Genomic DNA, 16,927 nt, shown 5'->3' with positions numbered 1-16,927 from the left:
CGTCGGTCAGCTGTGAACCAAGGAGACTCCCCCGCATGACGAACCCGGCCGACAGACTGGTCGACCTCCTCGACCTGGAGCAGATCGAGGTCGACATCTTCCGTGGCCGCAGCCCCCAGGAGTCCCTGCAGCGGGTCTTCGGCGGCCAGGTGGCGGGCCAGGCGCTGGTCGCCGCGGGCCGCACCACGGACAGCGACCGTCCGGTGCACTCGCTGCACGCGTACTTCCTGCGCCCGGGCCGGCCGGGGGTACCGATCGTGTACCAGGTCGAGCGGATCAGGGACGGCAGGTCGTTCACGACCCGCCGGGTCACCGCCGTGCAGCAGGGCCGCACGATCTTCATTCTCACCGCCTCCTTTCACCGGCCTGAGGACGGTCCTTTCGAGCACCAGCTGCCGCCGGCCCGGAAGGTCCCCGATCCGGAGTCCCTGCCGACCGTCATGGAAGAGGTCCGGGCGCATCTGGGCGCGCTGCCGGAGCAGTTGGAGCGGATGGCGCGCCGGCAGCCCTTCGACATCCGCTATGCCGACCGACTGCGCTGGAGCGCCGAGGAGGTCAAGGGGGCGGAGCCGCGCAGTGCCGTGTGGATGCGCGCGGTCGGGCCGCTGGGCGACGACCCGCTCGTACACACCTGCGCGCTGACCTACGCCAGCGACATGACCCTGCTGGACGCCGTCCGCCTCCCGGTCGAACCCCTGTGGGGTCCGCGCAACTTCGACATGGCGTCGCTGGACCACGCCATGTGGTTCCACCGGCCGTTCCGCGCGGACGAGTGGTTCCTGTACGACCAGGAGTCACCGATCGCGACGGGCGGACGCGGCCTGGCCCGCGGGCGCATCTACGACGTGAAGGGGCGGCTGCTGGTGTCCGTGGTGCAGGAAGGGCTCTTCAGGGCCTTGTAGCCCTCGCATCTCCTGCCCTTCCTGCCGAGCAGCCGGACCAGCAGGCCACCGCGGGAGCGTTCCGGCCGCGTCGGCGGGGGCGCGCCGTGCGACCGCGCCGACCGGGCGATCACCGGCGCCGGCAGCGGGCGCGGGACCGGACGGTGCTCGCGCGCCGCTGCCAGGGCTCGGGTGAGATCGCCCCTGAGCCGGCCGACCTCGTCCGGATCGTCCGCCGTCATGATCCGTTCGGCAAGGAGCGCGGCCGGTGAGCCCGGCGCCCCGTGGACAGGCGGCCCGGGCCGGAACCGGAGCAAGTGGGTGCGCTCGTACGGATCCTCGGCGATCTCCGCGATCTGCGTGAGTTCGAGAAGGGCGGCCACGGCTCCGGCGCGCTCCCAGGGACCGTCGGCCCGTCGCAGCAGGAATCCGAGGTGCCGTCCCCGCCAGTCCCGGGCCCGCAGGGCCAGGCCCGCCTCCAGCCGACTGCGCAGCTCTCCGGGCGTTCGTCCGCTCAGCAGGTGGGCGTTGTCCTTCCCGGCGGCGAACTGCCTCAGTTCGGCGGCACGGTACAGCCAGACCACGGCGCGGTACCGGTTGAGGTAGAACCTCACCGGAGTCACGAGGCCGAGACGCGCGAGCCGGGTGAACCGGGTCGCCGGGACCTCCATGACGGCCGCGCCCTCCCTGGTGCCCACGACGCGGACGCTGTCGCGGAGCGACTCGGGAAAGCCCTGTTCCGAACACAGCAGGTCGATCTCGGCCCTGGTGACGCGGCAGCCGCCGCCTCCCTCGTCGGGCACGGTCCGGATGCGCCCGAGGTCCACCGCGAGGTCGAACTCACCCCGTGTGAGCCCCAGGTCCCTGGCCGCGCGGCTCAGCGTGCGGGATGCGGGGTGTGGTGCCGTGATGGTGTCGCCTGCCATGGTCGGTCTCCCCCCGTGGAGTACGTGGTCCCGCGCTGTCCGCGCGGCCTCGGGAAAAACCGTAGCCGCTTCCGCGGATCTCGTGGCGGGCCTGTGGATAACTCCACGGGAGAGGAGGAACCTGCAGGTCAGGGGTCTTCCGGCGAGTTCCGCTCCGGCTGCCGGGCCTCCACGCCGAGATGCTCGCCGACCCGGTTGACGAGGAGGGTCATCTCGTAGGCTATCTGGCCGATGTCGGCGTCCGCGGCGCTGAGCACGCACAGGCAGCTGCCGGTGCCGGCCGCGGTGACGAACAGCACCGCGTCGTCGAACTCGACCATCGTCTGGCGGACCCTGCCCGCGCCGAAGTGCCGTCCCGAACCCTTGGCCAGGCTGTGCAGTCCGGAAGAGACGGCCGCGAGATGCTCGGCGTCCTCACGTCGCAGCCCGGCGCTCGCTCCCGCCACCAGCCCGTCGTTGGACAGGACCAAGGCGTGCCGTACGTGGTCGACGCGCTCGGTCAGATCGTCCAGGAGCCAGCCAAGTCCCTGGTTCTGCACCATGTTTCGGTCTCCCCGTGTGACGACTCCCCCCGGCCGGAGGATCTGCTCGCCAGCCTTCCCCACGTCCGGTCGCCGGGCAAGGAGGATGGGGGCATGGCACAGAAGATGACCGATGAGGAATGGCGGGCGTTCGTCTCGGAGGGCACCCGCACCGGCAAGCTCTCGACCGTACGGGCCGATGGGAGCCCGCATGTGGCGCCGGTCTGGTTCCTGCTGGACGGCGACGAACTGGTCTTCAACACCGGCAAGGAGACCGTGAAGGGGCGCAATCTGGCCCGTGACGGGCGAGTCGCCCTGTGCGTGGACGACGACCGGCCGCCCTTCCACTTCGTCGTGCTGAACGGCCGCGCCCGGCTGTCGGAGGACCTCGACGAGGTGCGGCTGTGGGCCACCCGCATCGCGGCCCGGTACATGGGCGAGGAACGGGCCGAGGAGTACGGCGCCCGCAACGGCGTTCCCGGCGAACTCCTCGTCCGCGTCACCGTCGACAAGGTGGTGGCGGTGCGGGATCTCGCCGACTGAGGTTCGGGCCCGGCCGACGGCCACCGGTGAGCAGCCGGGCGGACGGTTGCCGCCCGGCTGCCGAGCGTGTGCGCGGCGGCGCCGGGCCGTGGGTGCGGGATCATGCGCGGCATGAGCGACGATCACACGCACGTACAGGAGTTCTTCACCGCCCGCGCCGCCGACTGGGACAGCCGCTTCCCGGACGACGGCCCGGCCTACGCGGCCGCGGTGGCCACCCTCGGGTTGCCCGAGGGGGGCCGCGTGCTGGACGCGGGCTGCGGCACGGGGCGTGCCCTGCCACCGCTGCGGGCGGCCGTGGGCCCGTCCGGGGTGGTGGTGGGGGCCGACCTGACCCCGGCCATGCTGCAGGCCGCCGTACGGGCCGGACGGGACCGGGACGGGCGGTTGCTGCTCGCCGACGTCACCGCGCTGCCGTTGCGGTCCGAGTCGCTGGACGCGGTGTTCGCGGCCGGCCTGATCGCGCACCTGCCCGACCCGGCGCGGAATCTGCGGGAGCTGTTCCGGGTGCTGCGGCCCGGCGGCACGCTGGCGCTGTTCCACCCGATCGGCAGAGCGGCGCTCGCCGCGCGCCAGGGCCGCCGGCTCACCCCGGACGACTTGCGCGCGGAGGACAATCTCCGTCCCCTGCTGGCCGGTTCCGGCTTCCGCCTGACCTCGTACGTCGACGAGGACGCCCGCTTCCTGGCGCTGGCGGTACGCGAAGGCTGACGCCGGTGCTCAGCGGCGGCCGGCGAACGCCGCCGCGAAGGCACCGGGGTTGTCGGACATGACGTGTGCCCCGCGCCCGGCACCGTCACCACGCGCACGCCCGCCGCTTCCAGGGCGTCGACGAACTCGTCCTCGCCGTAAGAGGCGATTTCGCCGCTCCCCGCCGTGGGCGGCGGGAACGCGTCGAGCTCGGCCTCCGTGAGCACCGGCCGGGCGACGAGTGCCGGCCTGCGGTGCGCGAGCACGGAGTCACTCGGCGGCTGATGGGTCCAGGTGCCGGACGGGGCAGCCGCGCACGCCGGGGACCGGGCGGGTGCCCAGTTCGTCCAGACGGTAGCCGTTCGGGTAGCCCTTGACCTCCCAGTTCTGGCGCGCGTGGTGCGGTGCCCGGCGCGGCGGCAGCAGGCGCACGAGGCGGCCACGCGCGCGCACCGCGCGCCGCACCAGCGCGCGGGTGGCCGGATGCGGGGCCGGGTAGCGGAAGGCGCGCAGCAGCGACTCGTCGAGCAGAGCCAGCGTCGAGGCGCGCAGCACGGGCGCCAGCGGGCGCGGGTACCAGGAGGCCATCAGGTCGAGCGTGGCGTCGGAGACCCGCCGCGCGCCCTCGTCCCAGGCGAAGTGCGCCTCCTCGTAGGCGTCCAGGCAGGCCTCGAACTCCTCGTAGGACCCCGGAATGTCCTTGATGCCCATATGGCGGCCCAGGGTGTTGTAGTGGACGCTCGCCGCGACGGTCTCGTGGCGCGAGAACCTGCGCCAGCCGTAGGCGTCGATCCACCGCTTGGGCATGACGACGAACGTGCACAGCACGTACCGCATGTCGTCGTTGCTGATGTCGTAGCTGCGGTGCATCTGGTTGATGCGGCGGATCGCGGTGCGGCCCTCCGGGCTGCCGAATCCGTGCTCGACGACGGCGTCGAGGAGCAGGCTGGTGTCGTCGTAGCGCTTCTGCGCCCGCTCCGTGAGCTCGGCCGTCTCGGCGAGGAGCCGGCCGATGCCGGGGACCGCGTAGGTGCGGTAGAGGGCCAGTTCGAGGGAGCGGGTGAAGTCCCACGGGAACTCGTACGCCGAACTGAGCCGGTAGATCTCGGACGCGTCCTCGTACGGGTCCATCCGCCGGATCTGCTCCAGCCGCTCGAACCGCTTCACCGCGCGCTCCTTCTTCCGCCGCCGGGGCTCCAACTCTACGGTGCGTCACGGAATGTGGACGATCAGCGAGGGCGGCGGCGCGAGGGAAGAACGGTCGGATTGCTCGACGGGTGCGCAGCTCCGGTGCCGGGTTCCTCGGCCTGGTCCGCGCGGGGACGGACGCCGGCCGGGCCAAACGTACACACAATCTTTTCGAAGCCGCCGCCGGGTATGTCGCGGCCCGCGCGGAGGACGACCGGGCCCGCGTGGCGGAGGCGGCCGGCCGGCTGTCGGCGGAAGCGCTGTCCTTCGGGGTCAGCGAGCCGGCGGGCCGGGCCGTCGCCGCGCTCGCGCGGGAGCGCGGGGAGTCGCCGGGCGCCGTCGCCCGGGCGCCCCTGGGGGTTCCGGTGGCCCGTCGCGCGGGTCGACGAGCGGTCGATTCGCCCCCGTCCAGCCGGAAAACTGCAGCTCCGCGTGGCCGGGGAGTCGTGACAAGCGCCTTCCGCTCGGATTAGGGTGCGCGCCGTTGGACGAACCGATGGGGAGGCTGGGATGGCCGGGACGGACGAGGACGCCGTCGCCGCCGCGGACGACGCGCTCTATGTGCTCACGGCGGTGCTGCTGACGCCGGCGAAGTTCCCGAGCGTGCTGGGCGACGACTACCCGGAGGCCTGCGCGGCGCTCGGCCTTGCGCCGCTGGCCGACGGCTACGGTCTGGTGCTCGGCCAGGACGGCGAGGGGGCCCGGTGGACCGTCGTCGTCGACGACGTCTCCCTGGTCGCCGTCGCCATCGCGTCCTGGGACTGCGGCATGGAGTACGACCTGTCGCCCGACGAGCGCTCGGTCGTCGCCGCCCTGCCCGGCTGGCCGCTCGCGGTCGCCGTCGCGGCTCCCGGCGTGCCCGACCCGCACGATCCGGACCCGGAGGTCGCCGAGCGGCCTCCGCTGTCGCCGCCGGACACCTCCACGTGGGGGCCGGCCCAGCGCCGGCTCGGGGCCGACGAGATCGCGCTGCAGTGGGCGCTGTGGCGGGAGCAGATCGACGACTCCGAGTTCCCGTCGGCGCCGGACGCCTCCGAACCCTCCGAGGGCGCGGAGTCCTCCGAGGGCGCCGGCGGGGCGGCGAGTGCCGCGCGGGTGAGGAAGGCGGACGGGAGCGCGGGTTCCAGCAGGATCCGGCGGGTCCTGGCGGAGGCACGCGCGTACGTGGACACGCCCCCGCCGCTGGGCCGCGTCCGGTCGTCCTTCGCCCCGGGCGACGCGCGGACCCTGCGCGCCGACGGTCCCGGCTGGTCGCTCGTCGCCAGGACCGACGACATCGCGTTCGTGCTGCTCGACGAGGAGCCGGGTGAGGTGCTGCCGGTGGGCAGGGGGCCGGAACTGCCGGGTCTGCTGGAGGCACTCGACAAGATGGCCGTCCGTCCCAGCTGAAACCCCGCGCCGGTCCGCTGACGCACCCTCATCCATCACTTCCATCCCTGTCTTCGATCCCTATGTGACGAGGTCGTTCCATGTGGCCCCAGCCCATGGATGCGGCATACGCCTGACAGCACCATGAGGCAGCCCCCGGCGCCCTGTTCCCACCGGTCGCCGTTTCCTTCCGCCTGCCTGGAGGCTGCCATGCGTCCGTCCCGTCTTGTCCCGCCCGTCGTCGCCGCGCTCGCCGCGGCGACCCTCACCTGGCCGGTCTCCGCCTCGGCCGTGGGAGCCGACGACGTGGGGCACTGCGCCCGGCAGACACGGGTCCACGTGCCGGGTGCGGCCTTCCAGCAGAGCGCCTGTCTGCCCGACCTGACGACGGCCGGGCTCGCCGGCACGCAGTACACCGACATGGCCGACCAGGCCGGGCTGACGGCCAAGGCGACCCCCAGACCCTCCGGAGTGCCCGGAGCGCAGATCGACGGCTACTTCCCGGACTCCTCGCACTTCAACGCCACGCACGGCTGGAGCCACGACGCCCAGTTCGTCATCAGGCTGCCGGACCACTGGAACGGCGGTCTGGTGGTCACCGGCGCACCCGGCACGCGCAAGCAGTACGCGACCGACACGGCCATCTCCGACCAGGTCCTCGCCCGGGGGTACGCGTACGCGGCGACCGACAAGGGCAACAACGGGGTCGACTTCTACCGCGACGGCACCCGGCCCGGTGACGCGGTCGCCGAGTGGAACGCGCGCACCACCCAGCTCACCCGGGCCGCCAAGCGCGCCGTGGCCCAGCGGTACGGCCACGCTCCGCGTCGTACGTACATGACCGGCATCTCCAACGGTGGCTACCTCACCCGCTGGCAGCTGGAGAACCACCCGGAGCTGTACGACGGCGGCGTGGACTGGGAGGGCGCCCTGTGGACCGAGGACGGTCCCAGCCTGCTCACCTCACTGCCGGCCGCCGTGGCGCGCACGCTGGGAGCGGCACGGGACGAGGACCTCTACGCGGTGGGATTCGCGCGCGGCTCCGAGTTCCTGTGGCCGTACCACGAGAAGGCCTACTGGGGGCTCACGCAGAAGATCTACCGTGCGGAGTTCGACCCGGGCTACGACCCCGCCTGCCCCGGTCCCTCGGCCGGGACCACCACGGAGCAGATCCTGGCGCCGTGCGCCTCCGACGCGGCGTACGACTTCGCGTCGCGGCCCGCGTCCGTCCATCGTGCCGTGGCACGGGTGTCGCTGACCGGGCGCATCGGCAAGCCGCTGATCACGCTGCACGGCGACCTGGACGCGCTGCTGCCCGCGGCGGCCGACTCCGACGTGTACGCGCGCATGGTCGACGGGAGCGGACGCGGCCTCCTGCACCGCTATTACACGATCCAGGGCGGCACGCACGTCGACGGCCTGTACGACACCTATCCGGACCGGTTGCGGCCGATCCTGCCCTGCTACCGGTCGGCCTTCGACGCGCTGGTGTCATGGGTGGAACGAGGCGCGCAGCCGCCCGCGGACCATGCCGTGGCCAGGCCCGCGGACGGCGACGTGGTCGGCTCCTGCGCCCTGTCCGACCGGGCCGCTTCCGCGCGTTAGCGCCTCAGCGGCCGAGCTCCTTGCGGCTGACGCGGCGCAGTCGCCGCCGCTGCGAGGGGTCCAGGGCGAGGTAGGCGGCGGCCGGGACTCCCAGGACTATCAGAAGCGCGGCCCACCAGGGCAGCCAGATCAGCAGGATCAGTCCGGCCGCCACGCCTCCTGCGGCGATCTTCGCGTTCTTCGACATGTGCGTCGCCTCCTTCGCGGCCACTGCCGCTCTCTGTCGTGAAAACGGGTCCGCGCTTCCCGCGGTTCCGCATCGCGACCCTGATACGTCCCTGAGCCACGACCCCGACGCACCCCTGAGACCCGGAAGACGCGCGCTCCGCGGACTTCTCCTCAGGAGGCCTGATGTCCCCGCCGCCGCGGGCGTCCCGGTGCTCGGCAAGAGGCTCGTCGTCGACCTCGGCGCCGTCGCCGGCGTGCCCGGGAAGATCGAGGGTGCCGCGCGCGTGGACCATGACACGCTCGCCCTCGTCAACGACAACGACTTCGACTTCGGGATGACGGACGGCGCGGGCGCGTTCGACGCCCGCGTGTGAGCCGCGACGGGCGACGCGCCTCACACGCGCGCGGCCCGCTCACGGACGGCTACGGCAGTTCGCCGCCCGTCAGGGAGGGGATCAGCGACTCCAGATCGCTCGGGATGCCGCTCGGCAGCCCGCTGGGCAGCCGGGACGGCAGTGCTGTGGGTAGCTCGCTGGGCAGCCGGGACGGCAGCGCGGTGGGCAGCTCGCTCGGCAGTCCCGACGGGACGTTCAGGGACGGCGAGGGCGTGCGGCCGCCGCTCGCGCCGTCCCCGGCGGGCTTCCCGCCGGGTGAGTCGCCGCTGCCCGAGGAGACCGACAGCAGCACGACCACCACGACGGCCGCCGCCGCCACGAGTACGACGAGCAGCACGAAGACCGGCCTTCGGCGCCCTCCCGGCCCGGAGGGCGAGGGCGGGCCGAAGGGCGCGGGTGGACCGGGCGGCGCGGGCGGGCCGGGCGGCGCGGGCGGGCCGGGCGGCGCGGGCGGGCCGGGCGGCTGAGGCGGTACGGGCGGGATGGCCATGCCGACCAGCGTCGCCCGCGTCCGACGACGGGACGGCCTCCGCGCGGAAGTCGGTACGGCACCATGCCATGGACGGCACGATTCCGGAGCATTGTCCGCGCGGAGGGCGTGCACGACGTGTACCCGTGCGCATCGTGATCCCAGGTGCGCGCCTGGGTCCGTGCCCATCGGTGATCAAGCACGCGCGTGTGCCCGCTGGAGGCGCGCACACACGCGTGCGTGTGCTCAGCCGCGCGCCCCCAGCAGGTGGTCCATCGCCAGCTGGTCGAGCTGCTCGAAGGCCATGCCGCGCGCGGCTGCCGCCTCCACGTCGAACTCCTCGAAGGCGCCGCGGTCCGCGAGCAGCGCCTGGAGCCCGTCCGCCGCGGTCGGCTGCGCGAGCTGGTCCAGGCGCGACGCGCGCAGCGCCTCCTGCACCTCCGGGTCGGCCCGGAAGGCGGCCGAACGCTCCTTGAGGATCAGGTAGTTGCGCATGCAGCCCGCGGCCGACGCCCACACGCCGTCGAAGTCCTCGGTCCGCGGCGGCTTGAAGTCGAAGTGGCGGGGACCGTCGTAACCGGCGCTCTCCAGGAGGTCGACGAGCCAGAAGGCGGCGCGCAGGTCGCCGGCGCCGAAGCGGAGGTCCTGGTCGTACTTGATGCCGGACTGGCCGTTGAGGTCGATGTGGAAGAGCTTTCCGGCCCACAGCGCCTGGGCGATGCCGTGCGGGAAGTTCAGGCCGGCCATCTGCTCGTGGCCGACCTCCGGGTTGACGCCGTACAGCTCCGGCCGCTCCAGGCGCTCGATGAACGCGAGGGCGTGGCCGACGGTGGGCAGCAGGATGTCGCCGCGCGGCTCGTTGGGCTTGGGCTCGATGGCGAAGCGCAGGTCGTAGCCCTGGGAGGTGACGTACTCGCCGAGGAGGTCGAAGGCCTCCTTCATGCGGTCGAGGGCGACGCGCACGTCCTTGGCGCCACCGGACTCGGCGCCCTCGCGACCGCCCCAGGCGACGTACGTCTTCGCGCCCAGCTCGACCGCGAGGTCGATGTTGCGGATGGTCTTGCGCAGCGCGTAGCGGCGCACGTCGCGGTCGTTGGCGGTGAACGCGCCGTCCTTGAAGACGGGGTGCGTGAAGAGGTTCGTGGTGGCCATCGGCACGGTCATGCCGGTCGTGTCGAGAGCCTGGCGGAAGCGCTTGATGTGCGACTCGCGCTCGCTGTCGGAGGACCCGAAGGGGATCAGGTCGTCGTCGTGGAAGGTGACGCCGTAGGCGCCGAGCTCGGCCAGGCGCTGCACCGTCTCGACGGGGTCGAGGGCACGCCGTGTGGCGTCGCCGAACGGGTCCCTTCCCTGCCAGCCGACGGTCCACAGGCCGAAGGTGAACCTGTCCTCGGGGGTGGGCTGGTAGTTCATGCCGCGGCTCCTTGCTCGCTTGCGACTATTTCGTCATGGCGGTTTACAAATTAGTATGCGGACGCATCCCTGGGAAGGGACACGATGTCCCCGAAGAGGTGATGTCCGGGTGATCGCGACCCGGACGCCCTCGAACCAGCAGGTCAGAGCCGCAGAGCCGCGGAAAGAGGGAGAGCATGTCAGCAGCCGAAGGTCCGCTCGTCGTCGGCGTGGACACGTCCACCCAGTCCACCAAGGCGCTCGTCGTCGACGCGGCCACCGGGCAGGTCGTCGCGAGCGGCCAGGCGCCGCACACCGTGTCCTCGGGCGCCGGCCGCGAGAGCGACCCGCGTCAGTGGTGGGACGCGCTGTGCGAGGCCCTGCGCCAGTGCGGCGACGCGGCGCACGAGGCCGCCGCGGTGTCGATCGGCGGGCAGCAGCACGGCCTGGTCACGCTGGACGACCGGGGCGAGCCGGTCCGCCCGGCCCTGCTGTGGAACGACGTGCGCTCCGCGCCGCAGGCCCGCCGGCTCGTCGAGGAGCTGGGCGGGCCGAAGGCCTGGGCCGAGCGCACGGGGAGCGTGCCCGGCGCCTCCTTCACCGTCACGAAGTGGGCCTGGCTCGCCGAGCACGAGCCGGAGGCGGTCCGCGCGACCAGGGCGGTCCGCCTGCCGCACGACTACCTGACCGAACGCCTCACCGGGCAGGGCACGACCGACCGCGGTGACGCGTCCGGGACCGGCTGGTGGGCTTCGGGGACGGAGTCGTACGACGAGGAGACCCTCGCCCACGTGGGGCTCGATCCCGCGCTGCTGCCCCGTGTGGTGCGGCCCGGCGAGGTGGCGGGCACCGTGCGCGACAGCCACGACCTGCCGTTCTCCAAGGGCACCCTGGTCGCCCCCGGCACCGGCGACAACGCCGCCGCCGCGCTCGGCCTCGGACTGCGTCCCGGTACGCCGGTCATGAGTCTCGGCACCTCCGGCACGGTGTACGCGGTGTCGGCGAACCGGCCCGCCGATCCGACGGGCACCGTGGCGGGCTTCGCCGACGCCCGGGGCGACTGGCTGCCGCTGGCCTGCACGCTGAACTGCACGCTCGCCGTCGACCGGATCGCGTCGCTGCTGGGCCTGGACCGCGAGGCCGTGGAGCCCACCGCCGGCGTCACCCTCCTGCCCTACCTGGACGGCGAGCGCACCCCGAACCTGCCGAACGCCTCGGGCCTGCTGCACGGGCTGCGCCACGACACGACCGCCGGCCAGCTCCTGCAGGCCGCCTACGACGGCGCGGTGCACGCGCTGCTCGGGGCGCTCGACCTGGTCCTCGACGAGGACGCGGACCGCTCGGCCCCGCTGCTGCTGATCGGCGGCGGCGCCCGGGGTACGGCCTGGCAGCAGACGGTACGCCGTCTGTCGGGACGCCCGGTCCAGGTCCCCGAGGCCAGGGAACTGGTGGCGCTGGGCGCCGCAGCCCAGGCGGCGGGCCTGCTGACCGGTGAGGACCCGGCCGCGGTCGCCCGGCGCTGGAACACGGCCGCGGGCCCGGTGCTCGAGGCCGTGGAACGGGACGAGGCGACCCTGGCCAGGATCTCCGGGGTACTCTCCGACACGGCCCCGCTGCTGGAGCGGGGCACCGGCGCTCACTGAGGACGCGGAGGCATGACCGCACCCCTGCACGAGGCCCGCCCGGCCGGACCGGGGCGGGCGCTGCCCGACACCCAGCAGGGCATGCGCCGCCGCAACCTCGCCCGGGTGATGCACACCGTCAGCGCCGAGGGCCCGCTCTCCCGTGCCGCCGTCGCCTCGCGCATCGGGCTGACCCGGGCGGCCGTGTCCACCCTCGTCGACGAGCTGATACGCACGGGGCTGCTGGAGGAACTGGGCCCCGAGCGGCCCGGCCGGGTGGGCCGGCCCGGTTCGGCACTGGCCGTCAGCGGACGCGGCCCCGCCGGGATCGGCGCCGAGGTCGGCGTCGATCACCTGGCGGTCTGCGCGGTCGACCTGCGCGGTCGGGTACGGTCCCGGGCCGTGCGCCACGGCGCGAACCGCGGCCGCGCGCCCGAGCCGGTGATCGCGGAACTCACCGGTCTGGTGCGCCGGGTGACCGCCGAGGCGGAGCGGGAGGGACTGTGGCCGGCGGGGCTCGCGGTGGCCGTGCCGGGTCTGGTGGCCCGCGACGCCCGAACCGTCGTCCGCGCCCCGAACCTCGAGTGGCACGACACCGACCTCGGGGCCCTGTTGCCGGCCGGTCTCCCGCTGACCGTCGACAACGAGGCCAACTTCGGCGCCCTGGCGGAACTCTGGCTGGGCGAGGGCACTCCGCGCGATTTCCTGCACGTGTCGGCGGAGATCGGCATCGGCGCCGCGGTCGTCGTGGCCGGGGGGCTGCTGCGCGGAACCCGCGGCTTCGCGGGTGAGCTGGGGCATGTACCGGTGCGTCCGGAGGGGCCCGCGTGCCCGTGCGGCGGTCGCGGGTGCCTGGAGCAGTACGCCGGCGAGGAGGCGGTGCTGCGCGCGGCCGGGCTGGAGCCGGGCGAGGACCGGGTGGGGCTGCTGGCGCACCGGGCCGCGGAGGGCGACGAGGCCGTACGGCGCGCGCTGCGCGACGCCGGCACAGCACTCGGCATAGCCCTGACCGGCGCGGTCAACCTGCTCGACCCCGAGAGCGTGGTCCTGGGCGGCGCGCTGGCCGCGCTCGCCCCCTGGCTGCTGCCGTCCCTGGAGGCGGAGCTGGCCCGCCGGACCGCGGGACCGGCCTGCCCGGTGTCGGTGTCACGGCTGGGCCCCGAGGGACCCCTGCTCGGCGCCGCGCACTCGGTGGTACGGGCGGTACTGGACGACCCGGCGTCCGTGGCCGCGCGGGCCTGATTCCCCGCGCACTCCGCCTTTTGACGCACCGTCGGCCACCCCTGCGGGTGACCGAGTTATCCACAATTGGCCCGTTGTCCACCGAACCACGCATCATCCTTCTGCCCAACCCGTGTGCGCCGTACCGTGATGCACGCGAGCCGCACCCGCCAGGCGCACCGCGTTCATCTCAACCGGCTCACGACAGAGGACGACAAGGGACGGCAAGGGGACCGAGAGGCAGGACTTCATGGATCGCACCAGACCGCACGGCACCAGGCGGCGGTTCCTCAAGGGCGCCGCGCTGGCCGCCGTCCCGTACGCGTTACTCCCCAGCACGCGGGCCGGGGCCGACGCCCAGGCCGTCGACTACCCGACCGGCGAGTGGCAGCCGGCGAGCACCTCCAACTACACGGTGTCGAACCGGCCGGCCGCCTATCCCCTCGACTACGTCGTCATCCACGTCACACAGGAGACCTACGCCGGCACCCTGTCCATCTTCCAGGACCCGAAGAAGAAGGTGTCCGCCCACTACGTGGTGCGCTCGGCCGACGGGCACGTGGCGCAGTGCGTCCGCGAGGCCGACATCGCCTGGCACGCCGGGAACTGGGACTACAACACGCGCAGCATCGGCATCGAGCACGAGGGCTGGGTCGACCAGCCCGCCTGGTTCACCGACGCCCTGTACGAGCGGTCGGCCGCACTCACGGCGGCCATCTGCACCGAGTACGGCATCCCCAAGGACCGGGCACACATCATCGGGCACTACGAGGTGCCGGGGACGGACCACACCGACCCGGGCCCCAACTGGGACTGGACGCGGTACATAAGGCTCGTCAATTTCGCCTGAAGTCCAGGGGCGGGACCACGTTCGGGTGACGGCGGTCGAAAAGGTTGTCCGCGCGCAGGCCGGGAGTGACGATGTCCCCAGCCGCATCGCACTTCGGGGAGGCCGAGTTGACCGAGCCGTGGGTGGCCCTGGAGCCGGGGGCCGACCCCGCCGAGCGTGCACGGATACTGCGTCGCGCGCATGAGACGTTCACCGAGGCGGGCACCGTGCCGGGACCGGTGCGGCCGGTGGTGGCCGCGTCGTGGCGGCGTTCCGCGCGCGCCGGGGTGGGGCCCGACGGCACGGCGAGCGTGGAGCTCGTGGACGGGGACCTCGGCGCCTACCGGGCCGAGCATCCGCTGGCACGGGTGATGCCGCTGTTCAGGGAGCTGATGGGGACGTTCGCCGCGGACGGCGAGCATCTGCTCGCCGTGTGCGACGCGCACGGCAGGCTGCTGTGGGTGGAGGGCCACCCGACGACGCGGCGGCAGGCGGGGCGGATGAACTTCGTGCCGGGCGCCCGGTGGTCGGAGACGGCGATGGGGACGAACGCGCCGGGCACGGCGGTCGCGGTGGACCGGCCCGTCCAGGTCTTCGCGGCCGAGCACTTCATCCGGCGGGTGCAGCCCTGGACGTGCGCCGCAGCTCCGGTGCACGACCCGCGTACCGGCCGGGTGCTCGGCGCGGTGGACGTCACCGGCGGGGACGGGCTCGCGCATCCGCACAGCCTGGCGTTCGTGCAGGCGGTCGCGCGAGCCGCCGAGTCGCAGCTGGCGCTGCTCGATCCGCCGCGGCCGGCCGCCGGCCCGCCCGAGCTGACCGCGCTGGGCCGGGACGAGGCGCGGTTGCTCATGGACGGGCGCCGGATCAGGCTGAGCCGTCGGCACAGCGAGATACTGGTCCTGCTCTCCCGCCACCCGGAGGGACTGACCGGTGACGAGCTGCTGTGCGCGCTGTACGAGGACGAGTCGGTGACGCCGGTGACGCTGCGCGCCGAGCTGGCGCGGCTGCGCAGGCTCCTCGGCCCGGGCCTGCTGGCCTCGCGGCCGTACCGGCTCACCGTTCCCGTCGAGTCCGACGTCGGCGTCGTCGAGCGGCGGCTGCGGACCGGCGCGGTCACATCGGCCGCGGCGGCTTACACCGGGCCGTTGCTGCCCGGCTCCCGGGCACCGGCGGTCGTACGCCTCAGGCATCGCGTGGCGGACGGGCTGCGGGCGGCGTTGATCGTCCGCCGCGATCCCGATCTGCTCGCCGACTGGGCGCACGCGCCGTGGGGCGAGGACGACCTGGACGTCTGGCGGGCGCTCGCCGCGGTACGGCCGGCACCGGCGGTCCGTTCGCGCCTCGCGGCACTGGAGGCAGAGCTGGCACCGGAGGCGGAGCTCGCGCTGGAGGCGGGCGGGCGCCGGACGGCGGTCCGCCGGCCGGACGCGGCAACGTGGTTGCAACGTGCGCGTCCCTAGCCTCCGGACGGACGCTGCCCAACGGCGGGCAGCGCTGTCGAAGGAGGCACTCCGGCATGACCCGTTACGCGGCGCCCGGGACCGAGGGCGCGATCGTCTCCTACCAGGCGCGTTACGACCACTTCATCGGGGGCGAGTACGTGCCGCCGGTTCGCGGGCAGTACTTCGAGAACCCGTCACCGGTGAACGGGCAGCCGTTCACCGAGATAGCGCGCGGTACGGCGGAGGACGTGGAGCGGGCGCTCGACGCGGCGCACGCGGCCGCCCCGGGCTGGGGCCGCACGTCGGTCACCGAACGCTCGGACATCCTGCTGAAGATCGCCGACCGGATGGAGGCCTACCTCGAACCGCTGGCGGTCGCCGAGAGCTGGGAGAACGGCAAGCCGGTGCGGGAGACGCTGGCGGCCGACATTCCGCTGGCCATCGACCACTTCCGCTACTTCGCGGGGGCGCTCCGCGCGCAGGAGGGCTCGCTCGGCGAGGTCGACGACGACACCGTGGCGTACCACTTCCACGAGCCGCTCGGGGTCGTCGCGCAGATCATCCCGTGGAACTTCCCGATCCTGATGGCCACGTGGAAGCTCGCCCCGGCGCTGGCCGCGGGCAACGCGGTGGTGCTGAAGCCGGCCGAGCAGACCCCGGCGTCGATCCACTACTGGCTCAGCCTGGTGTCCGACCTGCTGCCGCCGGGTGTCGTCAACATCGTCAACGGCTTCGGCGTGGAGGCGGGCAAGCCGCTGGCGTCCAGTCCCCGGGTGGCCAAGGTGGCGTTCACCGGCGAGACCACCACCGGCCGGCTGATCATGCAGTACGCCTCGGAGAACATCACCCCGGTCACCCTGGAACTCGGCGGCAAGTCCCCGAACATCTTCTTCGAGGACGTCTGGTCGGCGGACGACGACTTCCGCGACAAGGCTCTTGAGGGCTTCACGATGTTCGCCCTCAACCAGGGCGAGGTGTGCACCTGCCCGTCGCGCGCCCTGGTGCAGCGGGGCCACTACGGCGAGTTCATGGAGGCGGCGGTCGCGCGGACCCGGCAGATCAAGACCGGCCACCCCCTCGACACGGACACGATGATCGGCGCGCAGGCGTCCAACGACCAGCTGGAGAAGATCCTCTCCTACCTGGACATCGGACGCCAGGAAGGCGCCAAGGTCCTCACCGGCGGTGAACGCATCGAGCACGAGGGCGAGTTGAAGGGCGGCTTCTACGTCCAGCCGACCATCTTCGAGGGCGACAACCGCATGCGGATCTTCCAGGAGGAGATCTTCGGCCCGGTCGTCTCGGTCACCTCCTTCGACGACTTCGACGACGCCATCAAGATCGCCAACGACACGCTGTACGGCCTCGGCGCGGGCGTGTGGACGCGGGACATCAACACCGCCTACCGTGCGGGCCGCGCGATCCAGGCGGGCCGCGTCTGGACGAACTGCTACCACGCCTACCCGGCGCACGCGGCGTTCGGCGGCTACAAGGGATCGGGCATCGGCCGCGAGACGCACAAGATGATGCTGGAGCACTACCAGCAGACGAAGAACCTGCTGGTGTCGTACTCGCCGAAGAAGCTGGGCTTCTTCTAGGTCCCGGAAAGGGCGCCTGAACAGGGCGGATGCCCGTCAGGCGCCCTTCTGGGCGCATGTGTGAGC

Annotated in this window: 16 protein-coding genes and 1 pseudogene; 11 read left to right on the top strand and 6 right to left on the bottom strand. The window is 73.1% G+C overall.

The features are described from left to right. Window positions 1–35: 35 nt before the first annotated feature. On the top strand, window positions 36–902 hold the full coding sequence (locus ACH4ZX_RS01000) for an acyl-CoA thioesterase (protein ID WP_398265432.1): 867 nt from the start codon (window positions 36–38) through the stop codon (window positions 900–902). Here ACH4ZX_RS01000 and ACH4ZX_RS00995 read toward each other — a convergent pair. Then, window positions 839–1,807, bottom strand: a complete 969-nt coding sequence (locus ACH4ZX_RS00995) for a DUF6397 family protein (RefSeq protein WP_398265429.1) — start codon at window positions 1,805–1,807, stop codon at window positions 839–841. The two genes, ACH4ZX_RS01000 and ACH4ZX_RS00995, sit on opposite strands and share 64 nt — an antisense overlap. A gap of 128 nt (window positions 1,808–1,935) precedes the next feature. After that, entirely contained in the window at window positions 1,936–2,349 is a 414-nt protein-coding gene (locus tag ACH4ZX_RS00990; RefSeq protein ID WP_398265426.1) for a roadblock/LC7 domain-containing protein, read from the bottom strand. A 93-nt stretch (window positions 2,350–2,442) separates the two neighbouring features. Between ACH4ZX_RS00990 and ACH4ZX_RS00985 the strand changes: the two genes are divergently transcribed. Both ACH4ZX_RS00985 and ACH4ZX_RS00980 read left to right on the top strand, forming a co-directional pair. Beyond that, a complete protein-coding gene (locus tag ACH4ZX_RS00985; RefSeq protein ID WP_398265423.1) occupies window positions 2,443–2,871 on the top strand; it encodes a PPOX class F420-dependent oxidoreductase in 429 nt (142 codons plus the stop codon). Window positions 2,872–2,982: 111 nt separating this feature from the next. Further along, the gene (locus tag ACH4ZX_RS00980) at window positions 2,983–3,582 is read left to right on the top strand and encodes a class I SAM-dependent methyltransferase (protein ID WP_398265420.1); all 600 of its coding nucleotides are present in this window, start codon (window positions 2,983–2,985) and stop codon (window positions 3,580–3,582) included. Window positions 3,583–3,831: 249 nt separating this feature from the next. Here ACH4ZX_RS00980 and ACH4ZX_RS00975 read toward each other — a convergent pair whose 3' ends face one another. Next, on the bottom strand, window positions 3,832–4,728 hold the full coding sequence (locus ACH4ZX_RS00975) for an oxygenase MpaB family protein (protein ID WP_398265417.1): 897 nt from the start codon (window positions 4,726–4,728) through the stop codon (window positions 3,832–3,834). A gap of 531 nt (window positions 4,729–5,259) precedes the next feature. Between ACH4ZX_RS00975 and ACH4ZX_RS00970 the strand changes: the two genes are divergently transcribed. Next, entirely contained in the window at window positions 5,260–6,138 is an 879-nt protein-coding gene (locus ACH4ZX_RS00970; RefSeq protein ID WP_398265414.1) for a hypothetical protein, read from the top strand. A 189-nt stretch (window positions 6,139–6,327) separates the two neighbouring features. Continuing rightward, a complete protein-coding gene (locus tag ACH4ZX_RS00965) occupies window positions 6,328–7,722 on the top strand; it encodes a tannase/feruloyl esterase family alpha/beta hydrolase (RefSeq protein WP_398265411.1) in 1,395 nt (464 codons plus the stop codon). 4 nt (window positions 7,723–7,726) lie between these two features. On the opposite strand, the gene ACH4ZX_RS00960 is transcribed toward ACH4ZX_RS00965, so the two are convergent. Then, window positions 7,727–7,909: a hypothetical protein gene (locus ACH4ZX_RS00960; RefSeq protein WP_392193317.1), complete on the bottom strand. Its 183-nt coding sequence runs from the start codon at window positions 7,907–7,909 to the stop codon at window positions 7,727–7,729. Window positions 7,910–8,060: 151 nt separating this feature from the next. Between ACH4ZX_RS00960 and ACH4ZX_RS00955 the strand changes: the two are divergent. After that, a pseudogene (locus ACH4ZX_RS00955) lies at window positions 8,061–8,258 on the top strand (esterase-like activity of phytase family protein); the annotation flags it as partial. Window positions 8,259–8,313: 55 nt separating this feature from the next. On the opposite strand, the gene ACH4ZX_RS00950 reads toward ACH4ZX_RS00955, so the two are convergent. Beyond that, the gene (locus ACH4ZX_RS00950; protein WP_398265407.1) at window positions 8,314–8,622 is read right to left on the bottom strand and encodes a hypothetical protein; all 309 of its coding nucleotides are present in this window, start codon (window positions 8,620–8,622) and stop codon (window positions 8,314–8,316) included. 378 nt (window positions 8,623–9,000) lie between these two features. Beyond that, complete coding sequence (gene xylA, locus ACH4ZX_RS00945; RefSeq protein ID WP_360747186.1) at window positions 9,001–10,167, bottom strand: xylose isomerase; 1,167 nt, start codon at window positions 10,165–10,167, stop codon at window positions 9,001–9,003. A 176-nt stretch (window positions 10,168–10,343) separates the two neighbouring features. Between xylA and xylB the strand changes: the two genes are divergently transcribed. The 5 genes from xylB (at window position 10,344) to adh (ending at window position 16,861) form a co-directional block, all read left to right on the top strand. Then, entirely contained in the window at window positions 10,344–11,789 is a 1,446-nt protein-coding gene (gene xylB, locus ACH4ZX_RS00940) for a xylulokinase (protein ID WP_398265404.1), read from the top strand. 12 nt (window positions 11,790–11,801) lie between these two features. Then, entirely contained in the window at window positions 11,802–13,010 is a 1,209-nt protein-coding gene (locus ACH4ZX_RS00935) for an ROK family protein (RefSeq protein WP_398265402.1), read from the top strand. Window positions 13,011–13,239: 229 nt separating this feature from the next. Beyond that, window positions 13,240–13,839, top strand: coding sequence for an N-acetylmuramoyl-L-alanine amidase (locus ACH4ZX_RS00930; protein WP_398265400.1), 600 nt, complete (start codon window positions 13,240–13,242; stop codon window positions 13,837–13,839). Window positions 13,840–13,946: 107 nt separating this feature from the next. Further along, on the top strand, window positions 13,947–15,281 hold the full coding sequence (locus tag ACH4ZX_RS00925) for a GAF domain-containing protein (protein WP_398266644.1): 1,335 nt from the start codon (window positions 13,947–13,949) through the stop codon (window positions 15,279–15,281). A 56-nt stretch (window positions 15,282–15,337) separates the two neighbouring features. Next, complete coding sequence (adh, locus tag ACH4ZX_RS00920) at window positions 15,338–16,861, top strand: aldehyde dehydrogenase (protein ID WP_360747172.1); 1,524 nt, start codon at window positions 15,338–15,340, stop codon at window positions 16,859–16,861. Window positions 16,862–16,927: the final 66 nt, after the last annotated feature.

Origin of the sequence: Streptomyces sp. NPDC020490 (assembly GCF_044335305.1) — a bacterium.
Taxonomy (GTDB): Bacteria; Actinomycetota; Actinomycetes; order Streptomycetales; family Streptomycetaceae; genus Streptomyces.
This window is presented reverse-complemented; position numbering and strand designations above follow the sequence as displayed.

Excerpts from the sequence above, each read along its gene's own strand:
- ACH4ZX_RS00960 (WP_392193317.1), bottom strand. The coding sequence starts at position 7,909 with ATGTCGAAGAACGCGAAGATCGCCGCAGGAGGCGTGGCGGCCGGACTG.
- ACH4ZX_RS00935 (WP_398265402.1), top strand. The coding sequence starts at position 11,802 with ATGACCGCACCCCTGCACGAGGCCCGCCCGGCCGGACCGGGGCGGGCG.
- ACH4ZX_RS00995 (WP_398265429.1), bottom strand. The coding sequence starts at position 1,807 with ATGGCAGGCGACACCATCACGGCACCACACCCCGCATCCCGCACGCTG.
- ACH4ZX_RS01000 (WP_398265432.1), top strand. The coding sequence starts at position 36 with ATGACGAACCCGGCCGACAGACTGGTCGACCTCCTCGACCTGGAGCAG.
- adh (WP_360747172.1), top strand. The coding sequence starts at position 15,338 with ATGACCCGTTACGCGGCGCCCGGGACCGAGGGCGCGATCGTCTCCTAC.
- xylA (WP_360747186.1), bottom strand. The coding sequence starts at position 10,167 with ATGAACTACCAGCCCACCCCCGAGGACAGGTTCACCTTCGGCCTGTGG.
- xylB (WP_398265404.1), top strand. The coding sequence starts at position 10,344 with ATGTCAGCAGCCGAAGGTCCGCTCGTCGTCGGCGTGGACACGTCCACC.
- ACH4ZX_RS00965 (WP_398265411.1), top strand. The coding sequence starts at position 6,328 with ATGCGTCCGTCCCGTCTTGTCCCGCCCGTCGTCGCCGCGCTCGCCGCG.
- ACH4ZX_RS00930 (WP_398265400.1), top strand. The coding sequence starts at position 13,240 with ATGGATCGCACCAGACCGCACGGCACCAGGCGGCGGTTCCTCAAGGGC.
- ACH4ZX_RS00990 (WP_398265426.1), bottom strand. The coding sequence starts at position 2,349 with ATGGTGCAGAACCAGGGACTTGGCTGGCTCCTGGACGATCTGACCGAG.
- ACH4ZX_RS00980 (WP_398265420.1), top strand. The coding sequence starts at position 2,983 with ATGAGCGACGATCACACGCACGTACAGGAGTTCTTCACCGCCCGCGCC.
- ACH4ZX_RS00970 (WP_398265414.1), top strand. The coding sequence starts at position 5,260 with ATGGCCGGGACGGACGAGGACGCCGTCGCCGCCGCGGACGACGCGCTC.
- ACH4ZX_RS00985 (WP_398265423.1), top strand. The coding sequence starts at position 2,443 with ATGGCACAGAAGATGACCGATGAGGAATGGCGGGCGTTCGTCTCGGAG.